Genomic DNA, 19972 nt, shown 5'->3' on the forward strand with positions numbered 1-19972 from the left:
GCCGGATTATCGCATTCGGCAGGCGTTCGGCCCAGTCGGACAACCGCCGTCAGAACAGCATCGCGGGTGCGGCGGAATCGAGCGTGCGTTCGGCTGACGACGCAACGGACGCAGTCGACCGGACCCCGCCGGTGACCGCGTCCTCGCGGCCGCGCTCGAGCCGGTGCGCGCGCATGAGCGGTCGGATCCGCGCCGCGAGCCAGCTGCGGTACTCCTTCGGCGCATAGGCGGTGGACCCGGGGAACATCGCCCGGTACTTCGGCACGAGTTCGGGGTGCTCGCGCGCGAGCCAGGCGAGGAACCACGGCTTCACGGCGCCTCGCAGGTGGAGTGCCGAGTAGACGACGCTCGTCGCCCCGGCGGCCTTCGCGCGTCGCAACGCGTCGTCGAGGTGCGCCGTCGTGTCGGTGAGGAACGGGAGGATCGGCATGAGGAAGACGGTGCACTCGAACCCGGCGTCGCGCACGGCCGTGACCACCGCGAGGCGAGCCGCGGTCGTCGGGGTGCCCGGCTCGATCGAGCGCTGGAGTTCGTCGTCGTACACCGCGATGGACATCGCGAGGTCGATCGGAACGTGTTCGCGTGCGCGAGCGAGGAGGGGCAGGTCGCGGCGGAGCAGCGTGCCCTTCGTGAGCACGCTGAACGGGGTGCCACTGCCGGCGAGCGCTTCGATGATGCCCGGCATGAGCGCGTACCGTCCCTCAGCGCGCTGGTAGGGGTCGGTGTTCGTGCCGAGCGCGACCGGTTCGTGCCGCCAGGACGGCTTCGCGAGCTCGCGCCGCAGGACGTCGGCGACGTTGACCTTGACGATCAGCTGTCGATCGAAGTCGTCGCCGGCGCCGAGGTCGAGGTACTCGTGGGTCGGCCGTGCAAAGCAGTTGTGGCTGACCACGCCGTTCGCAATGAAGTCCTCGGTAGTCGTCGTGATGTCGAGCATCTCGATCTCGGTGCCGAGCGGTTCGACGGCGACGACGCGCAGATCAGCGTGCGTCTTCACCATCGTTCCGAGTATCGAGCGCTTGCGGAGGATCGCTGGGTCGGTGAAGTCGAAGAATCGCTGTCGAGCCGCCACTCCCCCACGTAGTCGGACATTCCGAACACCATTCGCCGCCGGACCTTCGACCACGGCATCGAACCCGAACTTCTCGAGCGACGTCGCCGTCGCCTCGATCATGCGGATGTCGCGGTTGGAGATGCGGAGGATGCCACGGGAATTCGACCCCTCGGCATCGAAGACACCGGCGAGGAATCCGGCGTGCCAGGCTGCGCTCGGATCAGCTGGCCACTCGATGAGCTCGGTGATCCGCGAGTGGTCGGCCCGACGGTTCGTCCGAATCGCCATCATCGGGCGTCTCGTGGCCGTCGCCGTCGAGAACTCGAACGTCGTTGTGGCCACCCCGAACCCGAGCAGGTACTCGCGACTCCGATCGAGCGCTTCGCCATCCGCCAGCGCAAGACGGAAGCGATATGCGCGGTAGGACTGATCTGGCCTCCCGGTGCGCGGATCGTCTCGTTCGAGCAGCATCCCATCGCCGCGAATCATCCCGGTGAGGTAACCCTGACGATACTCCTCCGTCCGTTCGAAGTCCGGCCCGGTGGCTCCACGACCGAACCCGATCAATGAATTCCCGGTGGTGATGTACGGACGCCGATTCGCTCCATGCATCGCGCCGGTGACGTGCTTCCACCCGCGCTCGGTCAGGAAGCGGTGATCGCCACTCGCCACCAGCGTCGTACCGTCGGCCAAGGTGATCCGGTAGGCGCGCTTTCGCGTCGACCACTTGGCAAGCACCGTAGATGGCGCATAGCGCCGGTATCCGTCTCGCCGCGCGGTCCCGACCACTGTGTCGCCTGGTTCGACATCGCGCAGTTCGCGCACCGATCCGTCCGCCATCGTGATCCGCGTACTCGGATCCAGGCAGTAGACGCAGGCATGACTGCATCCCCGATAGGGATTGATGGTCCAGCCGAACGGAACGTACGACTGGCCCGGCACTCTGTTCAGCGCGGACTTCGCGAGCACCTCGTGGAATGTCACGCCGGCGAACTCGGGGGTCTGCACCGACCTGACGAGGTTGTTCAGGCGAGCCAGGCCCGGCAGCGCGTCCTGCTGTTCGACGCCGAGTTCCTGCCCGTTCCACCGCACACGTTCATTCGAACACATGTTCGAATCCGTCGCAAGCGGGCGCACCGCGAGAGGACACGTCGACGCGACGTCTCCGGGCTACGCTGTGGCGATGTCCCGGACGTCGGATCACGAGCACCGCGGCCCGTCGCGCCGCGCGCTCGCGTGGCGGCGGGTCGTGCTGACCGTCGTCGGCATCGGATACGGCATCGGCCTGTGGACGGTGCTCTTCTGGCCCGTGCACGTCGACGGCGAGGGCGGGCTCATCCGAGTCGACGGGATCATCGACCTCCTGGCGCGGATGGGGATGCCGGCGGGCATCCGCTACCCCCTGGTGCAGAGCGGTCTGAACGCCGTCCTCTTCCTGCCGTTCGGCGCGCTGTGGGCGGCGTGGTTCCGTCGCCAGCGCCTGCACCTGGTGATCTCGGCGACGCTGCTCGCATCGGCCGCGAGCCTCGCCGCCGAGATCGCCCAGGCGCGCTACCTCCCCGAGCGCACGTACGACCTCCGCGATGTGGTCGCGAACGGGATCGGCGCGGGCATCGGCGCGCTCATCGTGGTCCTCGCGGCACGGCGCCCGCCGGAGCGCGCTCCGACGACGTGACGACGGACGCCGCAGCGCCGCGGCGCGCGCCGAGCTCGAGCTCCTCCCCCAGCCAGCGTCGCCGCAGCCATCGGTCGTGACTGGCGACGACCACTGCGCCGGGGAACCCGCCGAGCGCGTCCTCGAGCTCGCCCGCGAGGGCGAGCGAGAGGTGATTCGTCGGCTCGTCGAGGAGGAACACGTGCGGCGGCGCGGCGATCACGAGCGCGAGTGCGAGTCGACGCTGCTGACCGACCGAGAGCCGCCCGACCGGGCGATCCAGGTCGCGCGGCGCGAAGAGTCCGAGCCCGTCGAGCGGGACCCGTTCGGCGCGCCGCTCCCCCAGGGTGCGCGCATAGATCGCGCGCGGCGAGGCATCCGGGTCGGCGAACCGCACGTCCTGCTCGAGCAGGCCGACGCGGAGGCCACGCCGTCGATGCACGGTGCCGTCATCCACGCCGAGGCGCCCGGCGAGCACCGCGAGGAGCGTCGACTTGCCCGCCCCGTTCGCCCCGGTCACGAGCAGCCGTGTGCCCGGCGTGACCCGGAGTGCCGGGACGTCGAGACGACCGCGCACCGACACGTCCGTCAGGTGCAGGAGCGGCCCCGCATCCTCGGCCGGCGCGGTCGCACCCGTGGGGATGCCCGAGAAGGCGAGCGGTGCAGGCGGACGGGCCACCTGCGTCCGCTCGAGGTCGTCGAGCCGGAGCTCGGCGTTCCGCACCCGCCGCGAGACCGCCTGCTCGACGTTCTCGCGCTTGAAGTGCTTGAGGAACTTGTCGTTGTCGGTGGCCGCTCGGCCGTGGGCGACGTTCCGCGCGCGCTCGGCGACCACCAGGCGGAGCCGCGTGAGCTCCGACTGCTCGTCCTCGTACTGGCGACGCCAGCGCTCGCGCTCCGCTGCCCGGACGGCGAGGTACTCGGTGAACGAGCCGCCGAAGGCGGTACCGGCGGATGCCGCGAGCGCGCCGTCCCGATCGCCTGAGCCCGGCACACCCGAGCCTGCGCGGGCGAGCGCGACGGCGCCGCCGCGTCCCGGATCGAGGTCGAGCAGGCCGGTGGCGACCCGGTCGAGGAACTCGCGGTCGTGGCTCGCGAACGCGACCGGTCCCCGCCAGGCGCGAAGCCGCTCCTCGAGGAAGGCCGCGGCATCGTCGTCGAGGTGGTTCGTCGGCTCGTCGAGCAGCAGAGCCTCGGGCGCCGACAGGAGGAGCGCGGCGAGCGCGAACCGGCTGCGCTGACCGCCCGACAGCTCGTCGATCCGGCGTCCGAGGCCGAGGCCGCCGATGCCGAGCCCGTCGAGCAGCTCATCGCGCCGCCGCTCGACCGACCAGACGTCGGCGCGCTCCGCCGCCTCGAGGGCGCGCGCGTAGCGTTCGGCCGCGAGGTCGGGCGGGACGTCGACGCGCTCGTCGGCGTCGCCGCCGCCGAGCGCATGCGCTGCGTCGTCGAGCTCACGCTCGATCGCCCGGACCTCGGCGATCGCCGCCTCGATCACGTCGTCGACGCGATCGTCCGGCGCGAACGGCAGTTCCTGCCGGAGCAGCCCGGTCCGCTGCGGCCGCACGATACGGCCCTGCACGGCGGCACCGGGAAGGTCCGCCCCGGCGAGCAGGCGGAGGAGGGTCGACTTGCCGGCGCCGTTCTCGCCGATGAGTCCCAGGCGATGGCCCGGGGCGACCGCGAGGCCGAGGTCGGAGACGACACGACGATCGCCGAACGCGACGGAGAGCCCGTCGCCGCGGAGGTGGGTGGAATGGGTGACAGTGGCAGACATGCGGAAGGAATCCCTTCGCGAGGTGCCCCCGGACCGTCGGCAGGCGCCCGCGCGCTTCGGCGAGCACGGACGACGCGTCGACCGGCGGTCGTCGCGCGAGAGCGGCGCCGACGGCCCGGGAGCGAGGTGGATCCCGCCGGGCATGTGCCGTCGTCAGGGCGTGCGCGAACACGGTCGCGATCAGTGCTGGAGCGCACACCCCGGTGTCGACGGCGCCTCGGGCGCGGGACGGTGGGATGTACTCACTTCATAGCGCGGTCGAGGGTAGCAGAACTCGAGGCGCTTGAGAAGAGCGGATGCCGCGGCATCCGCTGTTCGGATCACGCCGTGATCTGCAGCGCGGCCGCGGTCCTGGCGAGCGAGGCCGCCGCGGCATCCGGGTCGTCGGAGAGCGTGGCGCCGTACGACGGGATCATCTCGCGGATCTTCGGCTCCCAGTCGGCCATGTGCTCGGGGAAGCACTTCTGCATGACCTCGAGCATGATCGGCACCGCGGTCGAGGCACCCGGCGAGGCGCCGAGGAGGCCGGCGATCGAGCCGTCGGCACCGCTGATCACCTCGGTGCCGAACTGGAGCACGCCGCCCTTCTTCGGGTCCTTCTTCATGACCTGCACACGCTGGCCGGCGGTGATGAGCTCCCAGTCCTCCGACTTCGCGGTCGGCATGAACTCGCGGAGCGCCTTCATCTTCTTGTCGCGCGAGGCGAGCAGCTCGGAGACGAGGTAGCGCACGAGGTCGAAGTTGCGCAGGCCCACCTGGAGCATCGGGACGAGGTTGTGCAGGCGGATCGAGAACGGCAGGTCGAACCACGTGCTCGTCTTGAGGAACTTCGGCGTGAAGCCCGCGTACGGGCCGAACAGCAGCGACGTCTCACCGTCGACGACGCGCGTGTCGAGGTGGGGGACCGACATCGGCGGGGCGCCGACGGCGGCCTTGCCGTAGACCTTCGCCTGGTGCTGGGCGACGAGCTTCGGGTTCGTGGTGCGGAGGAACTGGCCCGAGATCGGGAACCCGCCGTAGCCCTTGATCTCGGGGATGCCCGAGTGCTGCAGCAGCGCGAGCGCGCCGCCGCCCGCGCCGACGAACACGAATCGCGCGCGCACGGTCTCGGGAGTGTTGCCGACGAGGTTGCGGATCTTCAGCTTCCAGGTGCCGTCCTTCTGGCGCTTGAGCCAGGTGACCTGGTGGTCGGTGCGGATCTCTGCGCCGCGCGACTCGATGTCACGGAGCAGCTGCACGGTGAGCGCGCCGTAGTCGACGTCGGTGCCCGATTCGATGCGGGTCGCGGCGATCTTCGCCTTCGGGTTGCGCTTCTTGGCGAGGAGCGGCGCCCACTCGGCGATCGTGTCGAGGTCCTCCGAGTACTCCATGCCGGCGAACAGCGGTTCGCCCTCGAGCGCGTCGACGCGCTTCTTCAGGTACTCGATGTTCGACCGGCCGCGGACGAACGTCATGTGCGGCGTCGAGTTGATGAACGTGCTCGGGTCGGGCAGTGCGCCCGTCTCGACGAGGTGCGCCCAGAACTGACGGCTGACCTGGAACTGCTCGTTGATCGAGACGGCCTTCTCGGCGCTGACGGTGCCGTCGGCGGCCTCGGGCATGTAATTGAGCTCGCAGAGCGCGGCGTGGCCGGTGCCCGCGTTGTTCCACGGGTTCGAGGATTCCTGGGCGACGCGACCGAGGCGCTCGTAGAGCCGGATGCTCCAGTCGGGCTGCAGCCTCGAGATCAGGGAGCCGAGCGTGGCGCTCATGATGCCCCCGCCGATCAAGACGACGTCGACGGTTTCCTCGGAATTCACGCGTTCCAGTGTATGGGCGGTCGGATGGACGCGATGACCACCGCGTCTCCGCCGGATGTACGCGCTGACCAGCCCGGTCGCGTGATCAGAGCGCCTGCACGCCACCCGCGATGATCCCGACCCCGGCCGTGACGAGACCGATCGTGAGCGAGGCGGCGCCGATCCAGAGCAGCAGGATGGCGCGGCCAGGCCTCTGCGGGTCGCGACCGAGCACGGAGAGGAAGAACCCCGCCGGCATGAGGATCGCCGCGATGGGGACGCCGAGCCTCGCGATCCACAGCCAGCCGTCGGCGAGGGCCGCGTACGGCAGCACGGCGAGGATCGCGACCGAGAGCACGATGAGCACGGCGGCGTGCGCGTGCCCGGCTCGGAAGAACGACTGCTGCAGCGGGTTCGCGGGCGCGAGACCGCGGACGACGCGGGTGAGGAACCATCCGCCACTCTCGACGGTGACGAGCGCGAGCAGGAGCGCTCCGATGAGGATGAGGTCGATCGGCGACGGCATGGCGCGACCCTCCGGGTTCGATGGCATGATTAGATAGTCTGACTCTCCAATATTAGAGAGCATCGCTATCCAAAGCAAGGGGTTCGCATGCGCATCTCCGGACTCGCCGACGCCTCGGGCGTCGCCGTCGCGACGATCAAGTTCTACCTGCGCGAGGGGCTCCTGCACCCGGGCGTCGCGACCTCCGCCACGCAGGCGACCTACGACGACTCGCACGTGCGCCGACTGCGGCTCATCCGGGCACTCACGGGCCCGGTCGGGCTGAGCGTGCAGCAGGCGCGCGCCATCCTGACCCTCATCGACGAACCCGGCGACGACCTCTACTCGACCCTCGGCCGCGCCGTCGGCGCCCTCCCTCCGCCCACGCTGCCGCCATCGGCAGCCGATCCCGACCCGTACCCGCGCGCCCGCGCCGCACTCGAGGCGCTCGGGCAGGTGTACGACCCCCGCTTCCCCGCGGTCGCGCAGCTCGAGACGGCGCTCGCGGCCGCCGAGGATGCCGGGCTGCCGATGAGCGACGAGCGGCTGCTCGCGTACGGCCGCTCGCTCCGTGAACTCGCGGCCTACGACCTCGAGCGGATGCCGGCGGATCCGCGCGCCGCGATCGAGTACACGGTGCTCGGCACGGCGCTGTACGAACCGGTCATCCTCGCGCTGCGGCGGCTCGCGCACCAGGACCTCGCGGCACGGCTCGACCTTTCGGACTGAGGCGCGGCTCGCGGCATCCGCCCTCGCTCGATATCGCGCCCGGCCAGGTGCGGCACGCGGCATCCGCCCTCGCTCGACATCGCGTCCGGGCCGGGCGCGGCATCCGCCCTAATACGACGAGACCCGGCCGTCGTCGCGACGGCCGGGTCTCGGAGGCGGGTCGGGTCAGACCGACGCCGGCAGCTTCGCTGCGACGAGCTCGGCGATCTGCACCGCGTTCAGCGCGGCGCCCTTGCGGAGGTTGTCGTTCGAGACGAAGAGCACGAGGCCCTTGCCCTCGGGGGCCGACTGGTCCTGGCGGATGCGGCCGACGTAGCTCGGGTCGGTGCCCGCGGCCTGCAGCGGCGTGGGGATGTCGCTGAGCGCGACGCCCGGGGCATCCGCCAGCAGCTCGGTCGCGCGCTCGGGCGTGATGTCGTTCGCGAACTCGGCGTGGATCGACAGCGAGTGGCCGGTGAACACCGGCACGCGCACGCACGTGCCCGCGACGCGCAGGCCAGGCAGCTCGAGGATCTTGCGGCTCTCGTTGCGGAGCTTCTTCTCTTCATCGGTCTCGAGGTCGCCGTCTTCGACGATCGAGCCGGCGAGCGGGATCACGTCGAACGCGATCGGCCGCGGGAACTTCTGCGGGTCGGGCATCGTCACGGCGCCGCCGTCGTGGACGAGGCCGATCGCATCCTGCGCGACGGCGGCCTTCGCCTGCTCGAGCAGCTCCTCGCCGCCCGCGAGGCCCGCGCCCGAGACGGCCTGGTAGGTCGAGACCATGAGGCGCTCGAGGCCGGCCTCGTCGTGCAGCACCTTGAGCACCGGCATCGCGGCCATCGTCGTGCAGTTCGGGTTCGCGATGATGCCCTTCTTCGCCTCGTCGATGGCGTGCGGGTTCACCTCGCTGACGACCAGCGGCACCTCGGGGTCCATGCGCCAGCCGCTCGAGTTGTCGATGACCGTGACGCCGGCGGCCGCGAACCGCGGGGCCTGCGCCTTCGAGAGCGTCGCGCCCGCGGAGAAGATCGCGATGTCGAGGCCCGTCGGGTCGGCGGTCGAGGCGTCCTCGACGACGATCTCCTCGCCCTTGAACGGCAGGGTCGTACCCGCGGAGCGGGCCGACGCGAAGTAGCGGATCGACGCAACCGGGAAGTCGCGCTCCTCGAGGAGGCGGCGCACGACCGCGCCGACCTGTCCGGTGGCGCCGACGACGCCGATGTTCACTCCAGTGCTCATGTGCTCGTGCTTCCTCTCGTGGAATCCAGTGTGCAGGAGATCCCGCGGTGTACAGGAGCCGATCGGGCTGATCGTCCTGTAATGGCAGGGTTCTCCTGTAAACCGGCAGTCAGTGACGGATGCAGCGTGCGCGGCGCGCCGCGACATCCGCTCGGTTCAGCGCGTCAGCGACCGGTGCCGGCGTAGACGACCGCGTCGTCGTCGCCGTCGAGGTCGAAGGCCGTGTGCACCGCGCGGGCCGCCGCATTGACGCTGTCGGCGCGCGTGACCACCGAGATGCGGATCTCGGAGGTCGAGATCATCTCGATGTTGATGCCGGCCTCGTACAGGGCTTCGAACAGCCGCGCCGAGATGCCGGCCGCCGACCGCATCGCGGCGCCGACGAGCGAGAGCTTGCCGATCTGGTCGTCGTACTGCAGCGACTCGAACCCGAGCGAGTCCTGCGCGTCCGAGAGGGCCTTCAGCGCCTTCTCGCCGTCCGACTTCGGCACCGTGAACGAGATGTCGGTGCGGCCGGTCGACGCGGCGGAGACGTTCTGGACGATCATGTCGACGTTCGCGTCGGTCCGCGCGACGATCTTGAAGATCTTGGCGGCCGCGCCCGGCACGTCGGGCACCCCGACGACCGTGATCTTGACCTGCCCGAGGTCGACGGCCACACCGGCGATGACGGACTCTTCCACAGCTTCTCCTTCGGGAAGGCGCTCGGGGTCGTAGACGATCGTCCCCTCGCTGTTGTTGAACGACGAGCGCACATGCAGCTTCACACCGTGACGGCGCGCGTACTCGACGGCACGGATGTGGAGCACTTTGGCGCCGGAACCGGCGAGCTCGAGCATCTCCTCGCTCGTGATGCGGTCGAGCTTGTGCGCCTTCTTCACGACGCGCGGGTCGGACGTGAACACGCCGTCGACGTCGGTGTAGATCTCGCAGACGTCGGCACCCAGGGCGGCGGCGAGCGCGACCGCCGTGGTGTCGCTGCCGCCGCGGCCGAGCGTGGTGATGTCGCGCGACTCGCGACTGAAGCCCTGGAACCCGGCGACGATGACGACCGCGCCCTCGTCGAGCGCCTCGCGCAGGCGCACCGGAGTGACCTCGACGATGCGCGCGGCGCCATGCGTGGCATCCGTGATCATGCCGGCCTGGCTGCCCGTGAACGAGCGGGCGTCGTGGCCGAGGCTCTTGATCGCCATTGCGAGCAGTGCCATCGAGATGCGCTCGCCCGACGAGAGCAGCATGTCGAGCTCGCGGGGCGCCTGGATCGGGGTGACCTCGTTGGCGAGGTCCATGAGCTCGTCGGTCGTGTCGCCCATCGCGGAGACCGCGACGACCACGGCGTTGCCCGCCTTGCGCGTCTCGACGATGCGCTTGGCGACCCGCTTGATGCTCTCCGCGTCGGCGACGGACGATCCGCCGTATTTCTGCACGATCAAGCTCACGTGGGCACTCCCGGGGGTGTCTGGACCGGGGAAACGTTCACCCGGTTACCGGAAGGTCCATCATACGGCGGGGTGCATACGCGGCCCGCCATGTGACGGCGCGCTGCCGCGGCTGCGCGGGCGTCAGCGGTCGCGTTCCATGTACCACTCGGTGAACCGCGTGGCGCGGCCGTCGGACGTCATCCGGATCACCCAGAGGTTGTCGTAGAGCTTGGCCGCCGGGTAGTCGGTGCGACCCTGCACGACGACGAGGTCGGCGGTTTCGGTGAGCACCTCCCAGTCGAAGTGCCAGTCGCCGGGCTCGTCGCGCGAGTCGAGCCAGCCGGCAATGATCGCCTCGCGACCGCGGAGCGCGTCGGGGTCGTCGGGGCTGAACTCGTAGACGGCGTCATCGGTGAAGAGGGCCGCGATGTCGTCGGCATCGTTCGACTCCCACGCCCTGACGTACCCGGCGACCCACTCTGTGCCTGCGCTCATGGGGTCCGTTCTACTGGCACCGGCCGACATCGTCAACGGATGGCGCGGGCCCGACGACCGGGTCAGCCGACGACGCGGCGGCCCTCGAACGCGCGGCCGAGGGTGACCTCGTCGGCGTACTCGAGGTCGCCGCCGACCGGGAGGCCGGAGGCGAGGCGGGTGACGCGGATCTCGAGGGTCGTGAGGAGGCGGCTGAGGTAGGTCGCGGTCGCCTCGCCCTCGAGGTTGGGGTCGGTCGCGATGATGACCTCGGAGACCGTTCCGTCGGCGAGGCGCTGCATGAGCTGGCGGATGCGGAGCTCGTCGGGGCCGATGCCGTCGATCGGACTGATGGCGCCGCCGAGCACGTGGTAGAGCCCGCGGAACTCGCGCGTGCGCTCGATGGCGACGACGTCCTTCGCCTCTTCGACGACGCAGATGAGGCTCGCGTCGCGGCGCGGGTCACGGCAGATCGAGCAGGTCGACTGCTCGGCGACGTTGCCGCAGATCTCGCAGAACTTCACCTTGTCGCGCACCTCGATCAGGATCTCGGCGAGGCGGGAGACGTCGAACTGCTCCGTCTGGACGATGTGGAACGCGATGCGCTGCGCCGACTTCGGACCGATGCCCGGGAGCCGGCCGAGTTCGTCGATGAGTTCCTGGACGATGCCCTCGTACACGCGCTACCCCCGCTCGCCGAATCGGGCCTGCGGCGCGTCGACCTCTTCGAGGAAGGTGGCGCCGAGCAGGTCGCGCACGACCGCCTCGCCGTAGCGCTGGATGGGCGGTGCGGATCCGGCGGGCGCTGCCTGGACGGGACGGGAGGCCGGCTTCCGCCCGCCGTCACGGGATGGTGCCCGGGCGACCCGGTCCGGGCGTACGTCGGCCTCGGGTCCGGGCGCGTCGTCGGGCTCGGGCTCGAGCGGAGGCGCGTCAGCGTCGTCGAGGGGCGGCACGTCGTCATCGATCGCAGGAGCAGGAGCCGACGCGCGCTCGGGGGACGTCGGCCGCTCTGCGATCGCCGTGCGCGCCGCCGAGCTCGCCACCGAACCGGAGGTCGCGCCGGGCTCGGCGGCCGGTGCCGTCACGGTCGGGTCCGACGCCGGGATGGCGACGGTCGCCCACGAGTCGACCGGCCCGCTGGAGGCGACCGGGCTCGCGTCGGCCGGTCGTGCGGCCTCGCGTCGCCCGGGTGCGGACGGCAGCGACGTCGCCCCGCCTGCCGGACCCGACGCACGCGGTGCGGGCTCGGACGACGGCGACGCCGGAGTCGACCGAGCCGGCCCACCGTCGCGCGACGTCGACGCGGGCGAGGCCGACGGGCCGCGATCCGCTCCGCCGCCGGCGGCCACGACACGGGCGAGGAACTTCACGCGCACGCCGAGCACCTCGATGATCGCTGCGCGCAGGAGGTCGCCGACGCTCTGCCCGGGCGGGCCCGAGCGGAAGCTGCCCATGTCCGACTCGCTGGGGAAGCCGAGGACGAGCACGTCGTCGTCGCGGTACTCGAGCACCTGCGCGGTGAACGCGACCATCCACGCGCTCCGCTTGGTGCGCTGCAGCGACGAGAGCACCTCGGGCCAGGCGTCGCGCATCTGCTCGACCGTCACCGGACCGACCGGGCGGACGGGCGTCGGCGGAGCGGTCGACGGCGCAGGACCTGCGGCTGCAGGCTCGGATGGCGACGAGGCCGCCGCCGGAGCGGGGGTCGTGGCCGCCTGCTCCGACGGCGTCTCCCACGTCGGTGGCGTGGCGGATGCGGTACGGCCGGTCGTGGGTCGCTCAGCGGATGGCGCTTCATCGGGCGATGCGGCGGCGGGCTCGGGCGCCGGCGTCGGCGCCCCCGCGGGCGGAGCGGCGACGGGGACACGGGCGGCGGGGGCGGCCGAGCCGACCGCAGGCGCGTCGCCCGCCGCATCCGTCACCCCCACGCGACGCTCGAGACGCTCGACGCGCGCCAGCGCACCGCGCTCGGTCTCGTCGCTCGAGGGCACGAGCACGCGGGCGAGCATGAGCTCGAGGTGCAGCCGAGGGGAGGTCGCTCCCGTCATCTCGGTGAGGGTCTGGTTGACGAGATCGGCGACGCGCGACAGCTCGGCGGCGCCGAACACCGACGCCTGGGTCGCCATGCGCGCGAGTTCGTCTGCGGGGACGCCGCGCAGCACCGCGGCCGCAGCCTCCGGCGTCGTCGCGGCGACGACGATGAGGTCGCGCAGCCGCTCGAGCAGGTCCTCCACGAAGCGGCGCGGGTCCTGCCCGGTCTGCATGACGCGGTCGGCCGCGGCGAACGCGCGCGCCGCGTCGGCGGCCCCGACCGCCTCGACGACGTCGTCGAGCAGGGCGCCGTGCGTGTAGCCGAGCAGTGCGACCGCGCGCTCGTAGCCGACCGTGGCCCCCTCGGACCCGGCGATGAGCTGGTCGAGCAGCGACAGCGTGTCTCGCGGCGAGCCGCCGCCGGCGCGGACGACGAGCGAGAGCACGCCGGGCTCGACCTGCACTCCCTCGTCGTCGCAGAGCTTCTGCACGTAGTCGAGCATCGGCGCGGGCGGCACGAGCCGGAACGGGTAGTGATGCGTGCGCGAACGGATCGTGCCGAGCACCTTGTCGGGCTCGGTCGTCGCGAAGATGAACTTCACGTGCTCGGGCGGTTCTTCGACGAGCTTCAGCAGCGCGTTGAAGCCCTGCGGCGTCACCATGTGCGCCTCGTCGAGGATGAAGATCTTGTACCGGTCGCGCGCCGGCGCGAAGACGGCGCGCTCGCGCAGGTCGCGCGCATCGTCGACGCCGTTGTGGCTTGCCGCGTCGATCTCGACGACGTCGAGCGACCCGCCGCCCGCTCGCGACAGCTCGACGCAGCTGGGGCAGACGCCGCAGGGAGTGTCGGTCGGCCCCTCGGCACAGTTCAGGCACCGCGCGAGAATGCGCGCCGAGGTCGTCTTGCCGCAGCCGCGCGGCCCCGAGAAGAGGTACGCGTGGTTCACCCGATCGGTGCGGAGCGCCGTCATGAGCGGCTCGGTGACCTGCGACTGGCCGATCATCTCGGCGAAGGTCTCGGGCCGGTAGCGGCGATAGAGGGCGGTGACCACGCGTCAATGGTAGTCGCGGCCTCCGACACGTCCGCCGGACCGCCCGTCGATGCCGGTGGATGCTCCGTCGATGCCCGGGCGTGGCGCGCCGGGCCGTTCGACCCGGCCGCGATGTCGGCGGACGGGCATAGGATCGGTGGACCGCACCGGCGCGGACGCTCCGTCCCGGTGCACGACGACGGAGGTGGTCACGTGACGACGGGGGTCAGCACAGCGGCGCAGCTCGAGCGGTTCCGAGAGCTCCTGCTCGCGGAACGGCGAGAGGCCGAGGAGCGCCTCGCCGAGCAGAGCGAGGGGATTACCGCGGTCCGCGAAGCCAGATCCGACACGTCGATCGACGACGAGCACGACCCCGACGGGCCGACGATGAGCCAGGAGTGGTCGCAGCGCACCGCCGTGCTGCACGACGTCGAGCACGAGCTCGCCGACATCGACCAGGCCCTCGCCCGCATCGACGACGGCACCTACGGCGTCTGCGAGCGCTGCGGCGAGAAGATCACCGTCGCTCGCCTCGAGGCGCGGCCGACCGCGACGCGCTGCATCGACTGCGCGCGGCTCGTGCACTGACGCGACCTCAGGGTCGCGGTTCGGGCTCCGAGTCGGCGGCGGCGGCGCGAGCGACGACGACGGGTTCGACCGCGGCGATCGGCGCATCGGGTACGGATGCCGCGTGCGGCGCGCCGGCGTCGGGGGCCGCGCCCCGCGCCCCCGACAACCCGTCGAATGCGCGCAGCACCAGCGGGCTGGCTCCGAGCACCGCGTAGAGCGCGGCGGCGCCCGCCACGACGGGCACGAATCCGAACGCGTCGACCGCAGCGCCGGCGGCGAACGCTCCGATGGGCATCGACGCCGCGACCCCCGAGGTCATCGCGCCGAACACGCGCGCCCGCATGCCGTCGGGAACGACGCCGAACAGCGCGGTCGAGATCATCGGGTTCAGCGCGCCCGCCGCGAGGCCCGACAGAGCGAGCACCGCGAACAGCACCTCGACCGGCACGCCGAGCGCCATCGCCGCGTACGGCGGCGCCCCCGCCAGGACGAAGCACGCGGCGAACATGAGCCGGCCCGACGCCCGGTGCCCGACGAGCCCGAACACGGTCGAGCCCGTCAGTGCGCCGGCGGCGAAGCATCCGATCATGAAGCCCAGCGCCGCCGGGTCGCCCAGCACCTGCGCCGCGTACACCGGCTTCAGCACCATCATGCCCGCCGCATCGATCGCGTTGGTGAGCGTGACGAGGAGGACGACGGCGAGCGCCAGCGGCGTCCTCCCGATGAACCGGATGCCCGCGACGAAGCCCGCGGCGCTCTCCGCGGCGGCGACCCGGCCGGCATCCGGGCCGCCGTCGTCGCCCTCCGCGCCGGTCACGGTGCCGGATGCCTCGACGGCGACCCGCGCATCGACGGCGACCCGCGCATCGGTCCCGAGCAGCTCCGCGACCCGCGGCCGCGCGGGTACGAGCAGCGCGACCAGGATCGCGGAGATCGCGAAGCCCGCGGCATCCGCCAGCAGGGCCGTCATGGGGCCGGCGAACGCGACGAGCGCGCCGGCCGTGCCCGCGCCGACCATGGTCGCCGTGCGCTGCACGGCCGACTGGGCCCCTGCGGCGCGCGCGAGCGGGATGCGCGCGAGCGCGGCGAGGTCGGGCATGAGCACCGTCTTCGCCGTGTCGCCCGGCGGGTCGAGGAGGCCGCCGAGGAACACGAGCGCGAGGAGGATCGGGAACGACAGGACGCCGGCGGCGTCGAGCATCGGGATCGCGACGACGGTGAGGCCGCTCGCGACATCCGCTGCGATGCTCGAGGCCCGGTAGCCGAAGCGGTCGACGAGTACGCCGCCGAGGGCGCCGCCGATGACGAGCGGCACGGTCGCGAAGATGCCGGCGACGCCCGCGGCGAGCGGCGAGCCCGTCTGCTGCAGGACGATGAGGGGCACGGCGACGATCGCGATCGCGTTGCCGCCGAGCGAGAACAGCTGCGCGACGAACAGGGCGACGAGGGGCAGCCGGCGTCGCGGGCTCATGCGTCGCTCCTCGGGAAGACGTGCGTGATCCAGCGCACGAGGCGGGTGCCCTCGGCCGGTTCACGGCGGCGGCCCCACCACTTCTCGCGCACGGCGGCGAGGTCCGCCGACAGCTCGCGGAACTCCTCGAGCGTGAGGTGCGCGGCGCCGTCGGACGAGTCGGACGGCTCGATCCACTCGGGCGGCAGGCCCGCCTCGGCGTCGATGGCGGCGAGCAGTTCGCGGTGGTACCCCTCGAGCACGGTGCGCCGCAGGGCCTCGGATGCCGCGTGCCGCGCCGGATCGTCGAGGAACTCCACGGTGCTCCAGCTCGTCATCTCGTGCGCGGCGCGCCACCAGCGTTCGCGACGGTCGCGCGCGAGCTCGGGCGCCTCCTCGACGAAGCCGTGCCTGGCGAGGGTCGCCATGTGGTAACTGACCGACCCGGCGGACTCCCCCGTTCGCTGGGCGAGCATGCCGACCGTGGCGGGGCCCTCCATCCGGAGGATGCCGATGATCCGCAGCCGCATCGGGTGCGCCATCGCGCGCATGGGGCCCGGATCGTGCAGGTGCACGTGCGATTCGGCGGGTCGGTCGGCGTCGCTCATGCCGCCAGCCTAGATCCACAAGACTCCTTGTACAAGGGTTCTTGTACACCCACATCTGCGGATATACGATCCGCCGCGCCGCGCACCCCGGCTCGAGGTCGGGGTTGCGGATCGTATATCCGCAGATGTGGATGGTGAGGCAGGCAGCGGGTGCCGACCGGCGAGCGGCGTCAGCCGGCGACGACCTCGACCGTCTGCCGGGCGATCTCGAGCTCCTCGTTCGTGGGGACCACGAGCACCGCGGTGCGCGAGCCGTCCGTCGAGATGCGGCGCGCCTCACCCGACCGCACCGCGTTCCGCGCGGCATCCACCTCCACGCCGAAGCCCTCGAGGCCGGCGAGCGACCTCGCGCGCACGTCGGCCGCATTCTCCCCCACCCCGGCGGTGAACACGATCGCGTCGACCCGGCCGAGCTGCGCCGCGTACGCGCCCACATACGAGCGGACGCGGTGCGCGTAGACCTCGAGCGCGACGCGCGCGCGTTCGTCGCCGGATGCGGCGGCCTCGGTCAGGTCGCGCATGTCGCCGTGCCCTCCGAGTCCGAGCATGCCGCTCCGCTTGTTGAGCAGGTCGTCGACCTCGTCGACGCGGAGCCCCGCGCGACGCTGCAGGTGCAGCACGACGGCAGGATCGAGATCACCCGAGCGCGTGCCCATCGCGAGCCCTTCGAGCGGGGTCATGCCCATGCTCGTCTCGACCGAGCGCCCGCCGTCGACCGCGCAGGCGGAGGCGCCGTTGCCGAGGTGCAGCACGATGAGCTTCAGCTCCTCGGTCGGCCGGCCGAGGAAGGCCGCCGCCGCCCGGGAGACGTAGCGGTGCGAGGTCCCGTGGAATCCGTACCGGCGGATCCGGTGCTTCTCGGCGAGGTCGCGGTCGAGTGCGTAGAGGTAGGCGTCGGGCGGCATCGTCTGGTGGAAGGCGGTGTCGAAGACCGCGACATGCGGCACCGACGGGAACGCGCGTTCCGCCGCGACGATGCCCGCGAGGTTCGCGGGGTTGTGCAGCGGCGCGAGCACCGACAGCTCGTCGATGTTGATCTTCACGAGCTCGGTGATGACGGTCGGCTCGAAGAACCTGGCGCCGCCCTGCACCACGCGGTGGCCCACGGCCACCGGCGGATGCGCGTCGAGCGACGGGCCGTGCTCGGCGAACGCCCGCAGCATCCATGCGAACGCGGCGTGGTGGTCGGCGACCGAGACCTCCTCGCGGTGCGCTCGGCCCGAGGCATCCGTATGGGTGGCGCGGCCCTCGCCCGCGCCGATGCGCTCGACGAGGCCCGAGGCGAGCGCCGCCCCCGCCGTCACGTCGACGAGCTGGTACTTCAGCGACGACGACCCGGAGTTGACGACGAGGACGGTGGTCATGCGGCGCTCCCGGGTCTCGATACGCGCGCTTCACGTGCTACTCGACCACCGGGCACGCTCACGACGCCGCCTGGATCGCCGTGATCGCGACCGTGTTCACGATGTCCTGCACGAGCGCGCCGCGCGAGAGGTCGTTCACCGGCTTCCTGAGCCCCTGCAGCACCGGGCCGATGGCGACCGCACCGGCCGAGCGCTGCACGGCCTTGTAGGTGTTGTTGCCGGTGTTGAGGTCGGGGAAGACGAAGACCGTCGCGCGCCCCGCGACCGTCGAGCCCGGAAGTTTGGTGCGCGCGACCGCGGCATCTGCGGCCGCGTCGTACTGGATCGGCCCCTCGACCGGCAGCTCCGGCGCCCGCTCGCGCACGAGCGCCGTCGCGCGGCGCACCTTGTCGACATCCGCCCCCGACCCGGACTCGCCGGTCGAGTACGACAGCATCGCCACGCGCGGCTCGATGCCGAACTGCTCGGCCGTCTTCGCCGACGAGATGGCGATGTCGGCGAGCTGCTCGGCGGTCGGGTCCGGCACGACCGCGCAATCGCCGTAGACGAGCACGCGATCGGCGAGCGCCATCAGGAACACGCTCGAGACGACGTTCACGTCGGGCTTCGTCTTGATGATCTCGAAGGCCGGCCGGATGGTGTGGGCCGTCGTGTGCATCGCCCCGGACACCATGCCGTCGGCGAGCCCGAGCTCGACCATCATCGTGCCGAAGTACGAGACGTCCTGCACGGTGTCGCGGGCCTGCTCGAGCGTCACGCCCTTGTGCGCGCGGCGGCGCTGGTACTCGTCGGCGAACCGGTACACGAGCACGTGGTCGTGGTTGGAGAGCACCGTCGCCCGCGAGATGTCGAGGCCGAGGCCGATCGCGCGCGAGCGGACCTCGATCTCCTCGCCGAGGATCGTGAGGTCGGCGACGTCGCGGGCGAGGAGCGTGGCCGCCGCCCGCAGGATGCGGTCGTCGTACCCCTCGGGCAGCACGATGTGCTTGCGCGCGTCGCGCGCTCGGGCGAGCAGGCCGTACTCGAACATGAGCGGCGTGACGACGTCGGTCCGGGCCACGTCGAGGCGGTCGAGGAGCTCGACCCCGTCCACGTGCTTCTCGAAGAGCGCCAGCGCGGTGTCGCGCTTGCGCTGCGACTCGGCGGCGAGCTTGCCACGCGTCTGCGTGATCGCGAGCGCGGTGTCGTAGCTGCTCAACTCGGTGCGGATGATCGGCAGGCCCGACTTCAGGCCCTCGATCAGCCGCTCCACCGTCTCGGAGACGGGGAACCCGCCGTTGAGGACGATGCCCGCGATCGACGGGAACGTCGCCGATGAGTGTGCGGTGAGCACGCCGAGCAGCACCTCGCTGCGGTCGCCCGGCACGACCACGACGGCGCCCTCGGTGAGCCACGCCAGCACGTTCTCCATCGACATCGCGGCGACGACGACGCCGAGCGCCTCGCGCTCCAGCAGTTCGGGATCGCCCGCGTAGAGCGTTCCGTCGACGGCGCGCATGATCGAGCGCATCGAGGGCGCGACGAGGTACTGGTCCTCGGGGATCGCCCAGACCGCGACGGATGACTCGGTGCCGCCGGTCGCGCCCCTGCCGCCCATCGTCACGGCTCCGCCCGACGCGGACCGCACGGCCGCCACGATCGCGTCGAGCCGATCGGGGTCGGCCCGGTTCGCGACGACGCCGAGGAGCGACGCGTGCTCGCGCTGGAGCTCCTCGACGGCGAGCTCGGTGATCTGGGCGAGTTCGTCGGGCGTGCGGGCATCCGTGTAGCCGAGCCGCTCGCTCGCCCCGCGTCCCTGGGTGACCCGCCCGCCGACGACGAGGAGCACGGGCGCGCCGAGGTTCGCCGCGATGCGCGCGTTGAAGGCCAACTCGGTGGGGCTTCCGACATCCGTGTAGTCGGACCCGATCACCACCACCACGTCGCAGCGGGCCTCGATCGCCTTGAACCGTCGGACGATCGTGGCGAGCGCGGCCTCGGGATCGCCGTGCACGTCGTCGTAGGTGACGCCGATCGCCTCGTCGTACCCGAGTTCGATCACGCCGTCGTGGGCGAGCAGCAGCTCGAGCACGTAGTCGCGCTCCTCGGTCGAGCGCGCGATCGGGCGGAAGACGCCCACTCGTGTGGCCCGTCGACTCAGGGTGTCGAGCGTCCCGAGCGCCACCGTGGACTTGCCGGTGTTCCCCTCGGCGGAGCAGATGTAGATGCTGTGCGCCACTCGGCCAGCCTACCGAGGCGGTTCCCGACGGCGCAGTGCACCCACCGGAGCCCCGCCGCGGTTCAGGAACCCGAGCACCATTCG

Annotated in this window: 16 protein-coding genes; 3 read left to right on the top strand and 13 right to left on the bottom strand. The window is 71.6% G+C overall.

Features of this window, described 5'->3' with window-relative positions:
* Positions 1–49: 49 nt before the first annotated feature.
* Positions 50–2146: an intein-containing Rv2578c family radical SAM protein gene (locus tag ACIQH8_RS02465; RefSeq protein WP_400995681.1), complete on the bottom strand. Its 2097-nt coding sequence runs from the start codon at positions 2144–2146 to the stop codon at positions 50–52.
* Between the two features lie 91 nt (positions 2147–2237).
* On the opposite strand from ACIQH8_RS02465, the gene ACIQH8_RS02470 reads away from it, so the two are divergent.
* Complete coding sequence (locus ACIQH8_RS02470) at positions 2238–2729, top strand: VanZ family protein (protein WP_400994351.1); 492 nt, start codon at positions 2238–2240, stop codon at positions 2727–2729.
* Here the strand turns inward: ACIQH8_RS02470 and ACIQH8_RS02475 are convergent.
* The 3 genes from ACIQH8_RS02475 to ACIQH8_RS02485 form a co-directional block, all read right to left on the bottom strand.
* On the bottom strand, positions 2677–4485 hold the full coding sequence (locus tag ACIQH8_RS02475; protein ID WP_400994353.1) for an ATP-binding cassette domain-containing protein: 1809 nt from the start codon (positions 4483–4485) through the stop codon (positions 2677–2679). The two genes, ACIQH8_RS02470 and ACIQH8_RS02475, sit on opposite strands and share 53 nt — an antisense overlap.
* A 320-nt stretch (positions 4486–4805) precedes the next feature.
* Positions 4806–6284, bottom strand: coding sequence for a malate:quinone oxidoreductase (locus tag ACIQH8_RS02480; protein ID WP_400994356.1), 1479 nt, complete (start codon positions 6282–6284; stop codon positions 4806–4808).
* Between the two features lie 85 nt (positions 6285–6369).
* The gene (locus ACIQH8_RS02485) at positions 6370–6816 is read right to left on the bottom strand and encodes a hypothetical protein (protein WP_400994358.1); all 447 of its coding nucleotides are present in this window, start codon (positions 6814–6816) and stop codon (positions 6370–6372) included.
* A gap of 60 nt (positions 6817–6876) precedes the next feature.
* Here ACIQH8_RS02485 and ACIQH8_RS02490 point away from each other — a divergent pair, with 60 nt between their 5' ends.
* Entirely contained in the window at positions 6877–7497 is a 621-nt protein-coding gene (locus ACIQH8_RS02490; protein WP_400994360.1) for a MerR family transcriptional regulator, read from the top strand.
* Positions 7498–7662: 165 nt separating this feature from the next.
* On the opposite strand, the gene ACIQH8_RS02495 is transcribed toward ACIQH8_RS02490, so the two are convergent.
* From ACIQH8_RS02495 to ACIQH8_RS02515, 5 genes are all read right to left on the bottom strand, one after another.
* Positions 7663–8718: an aspartate-semialdehyde dehydrogenase gene (locus ACIQH8_RS02495; RefSeq protein ID WP_400994362.1), complete on the bottom strand. Its 1056-nt coding sequence runs from the start codon at positions 8716–8718 to the stop codon at positions 7663–7665.
* A 164-nt stretch (positions 8719–8882) separates the two neighbouring features.
* A complete protein-coding gene (locus ACIQH8_RS02500) occupies positions 8883–10157 on the bottom strand; it encodes an aspartate kinase (protein WP_400994364.1) in 1275 nt (424 codons plus the stop codon).
* A 123-nt stretch (positions 10158–10280) separates the two neighbouring features.
* Positions 10281–10634 carry a nuclear transport factor 2 family protein gene (locus ACIQH8_RS02505; protein ID WP_400994365.1) on the bottom strand — a complete coding sequence of 118 codons (354 nt, stop codon included), beginning with the start codon at positions 10632–10634 and terminating at the stop codon, positions 10281–10283.
* 62 nt (positions 10635–10696) lie between these two features.
* The gene (gene recR, locus ACIQH8_RS02510) at positions 10697–11293 is read right to left on the bottom strand and encodes a recombination mediator RecR (protein ID WP_166548388.1); all 597 of its coding nucleotides are present in this window, start codon (positions 11291–11293) and stop codon (positions 10697–10699) included.
* A 3-nt stretch (positions 11294–11296) separates the two neighbouring features.
* Positions 11297–13699, bottom strand: coding sequence for a DNA polymerase III subunit gamma and tau (locus ACIQH8_RS02515; RefSeq protein WP_400994368.1), 2403 nt, complete (start codon positions 13697–13699; stop codon positions 11297–11299).
* Between the two features lie 192 nt (positions 13700–13891).
* Between ACIQH8_RS02515 and ACIQH8_RS02520 the strand changes: the two genes are divergently transcribed.
* The gene (locus ACIQH8_RS02520; RefSeq protein WP_400994370.1) at positions 13892–14266 is read left to right on the top strand and encodes a TraR/DksA family transcriptional regulator; all 375 of its coding nucleotides are present in this window, start codon (positions 13892–13894) and stop codon (positions 14264–14266) included.
* Positions 14267–14273: 7 nt separating this feature from the next.
* Here the strand turns inward: ACIQH8_RS02520 and ACIQH8_RS02525 are convergent, their stop codons facing one another.
* The 4 genes from ACIQH8_RS02525 to pta all read right to left on the bottom strand — a co-directional run bounded on the left by ACIQH8_RS02525 (position 14274) and on the right by pta (position 19888).
* Complete coding sequence (locus tag ACIQH8_RS02525; RefSeq protein WP_400994372.1) at positions 14274–15719, bottom strand: MFS transporter; 1446 nt, start codon at positions 15717–15719, stop codon at positions 14274–14276.
* The gene (locus tag ACIQH8_RS02530) at positions 15716–16306 is read right to left on the bottom strand and encodes a helix-turn-helix domain-containing protein (RefSeq protein WP_400994375.1); all 591 of its coding nucleotides are present in this window, start codon (positions 16304–16306) and stop codon (positions 15716–15718) included. Before ACIQH8_RS02530 ends, ACIQH8_RS02525 begins: the two co-directional genes overlap by 4 nt.
* A 170-nt stretch (positions 16307–16476) precedes the next feature.
* Entirely contained in the window at positions 16477–17670 is a 1194-nt protein-coding gene (locus ACIQH8_RS02535; protein WP_400994378.1) for an acetate/propionate family kinase, read from the bottom strand.
* Between the two features lie 58 nt (positions 17671–17728).
* Complete coding sequence (gene pta / locus ACIQH8_RS02540; protein ID WP_400994380.1) at positions 17729–19888, bottom strand: phosphate acetyltransferase; 2160 nt, start codon at positions 19886–19888, stop codon at positions 17729–17731.
* Positions 19889–19972: the final 84 nt, after the last annotated feature.

This window comes from Agromyces sp. GXQ0307 (genome assembly GCF_044769845.1).
Lineage (GTDB): Bacteria > Actinomycetota > Actinomycetes > Actinomycetales > Microbacteriaceae > Agromyces.

What these genes read in the sequence shown, in the direction of transcription:
- ACIQH8_RS02535 (WP_400994378.1), bottom strand. Translation starts at nt 17,670, where the DNA reads ATGACCACCGTCCTCGTCGTCAACTCCGGGTCGTCGTCGCTGAAGTAC.
- ACIQH8_RS02530 (WP_400994375.1), bottom strand. Translation starts at nt 16,306, where the DNA reads ATGAGCGACGCCGACCGACCCGCCGAATCGCACGTGCACCTGCACGAT.
- ACIQH8_RS02490 (WP_400994360.1), top strand. Translation starts at nt 6,877, where the DNA reads ATGCGCATCTCCGGACTCGCCGACGCCTCGGGCGTCGCCGTCGCGACG.
- ACIQH8_RS02475 (WP_400994353.1), bottom strand. Translation starts at nt 4,485, where the DNA reads ATGTCTGCCACTGTCACCCATTCCACCCACCTCCGCGGCGACGGGCTC.
- ACIQH8_RS02525 (WP_400994372.1), bottom strand. Translation starts at nt 15,719, where the DNA reads ATGAGCCCGCGACGCCGGCTGCCCCTCGTCGCCCTGTTCGTCGCGCAG.
- ACIQH8_RS02485 (WP_400994358.1), bottom strand. Translation starts at nt 6,816, where the DNA reads ATGCCATCGAACCCGGAGGGTCGCGCCATGCCGTCGCCGATCGACCTC.
- ACIQH8_RS02505 (WP_400994365.1), bottom strand. Translation starts at nt 10,634, where the DNA reads ATGAGCGCAGGCACAGAGTGGGTCGCCGGGTACGTCAGGGCGTGGGAG.
- ACIQH8_RS02470 (WP_400994351.1), top strand. Translation starts at nt 2,238, where the DNA reads ATGTCCCGGACGTCGGATCACGAGCACCGCGGCCCGTCGCGCCGCGCG.
- ACIQH8_RS02495 (WP_400994362.1), bottom strand. Translation starts at nt 8,718, where the DNA reads ATGAGCACTGGAGTGAACATCGGCGTCGTCGGCGCCACCGGACAGGTC.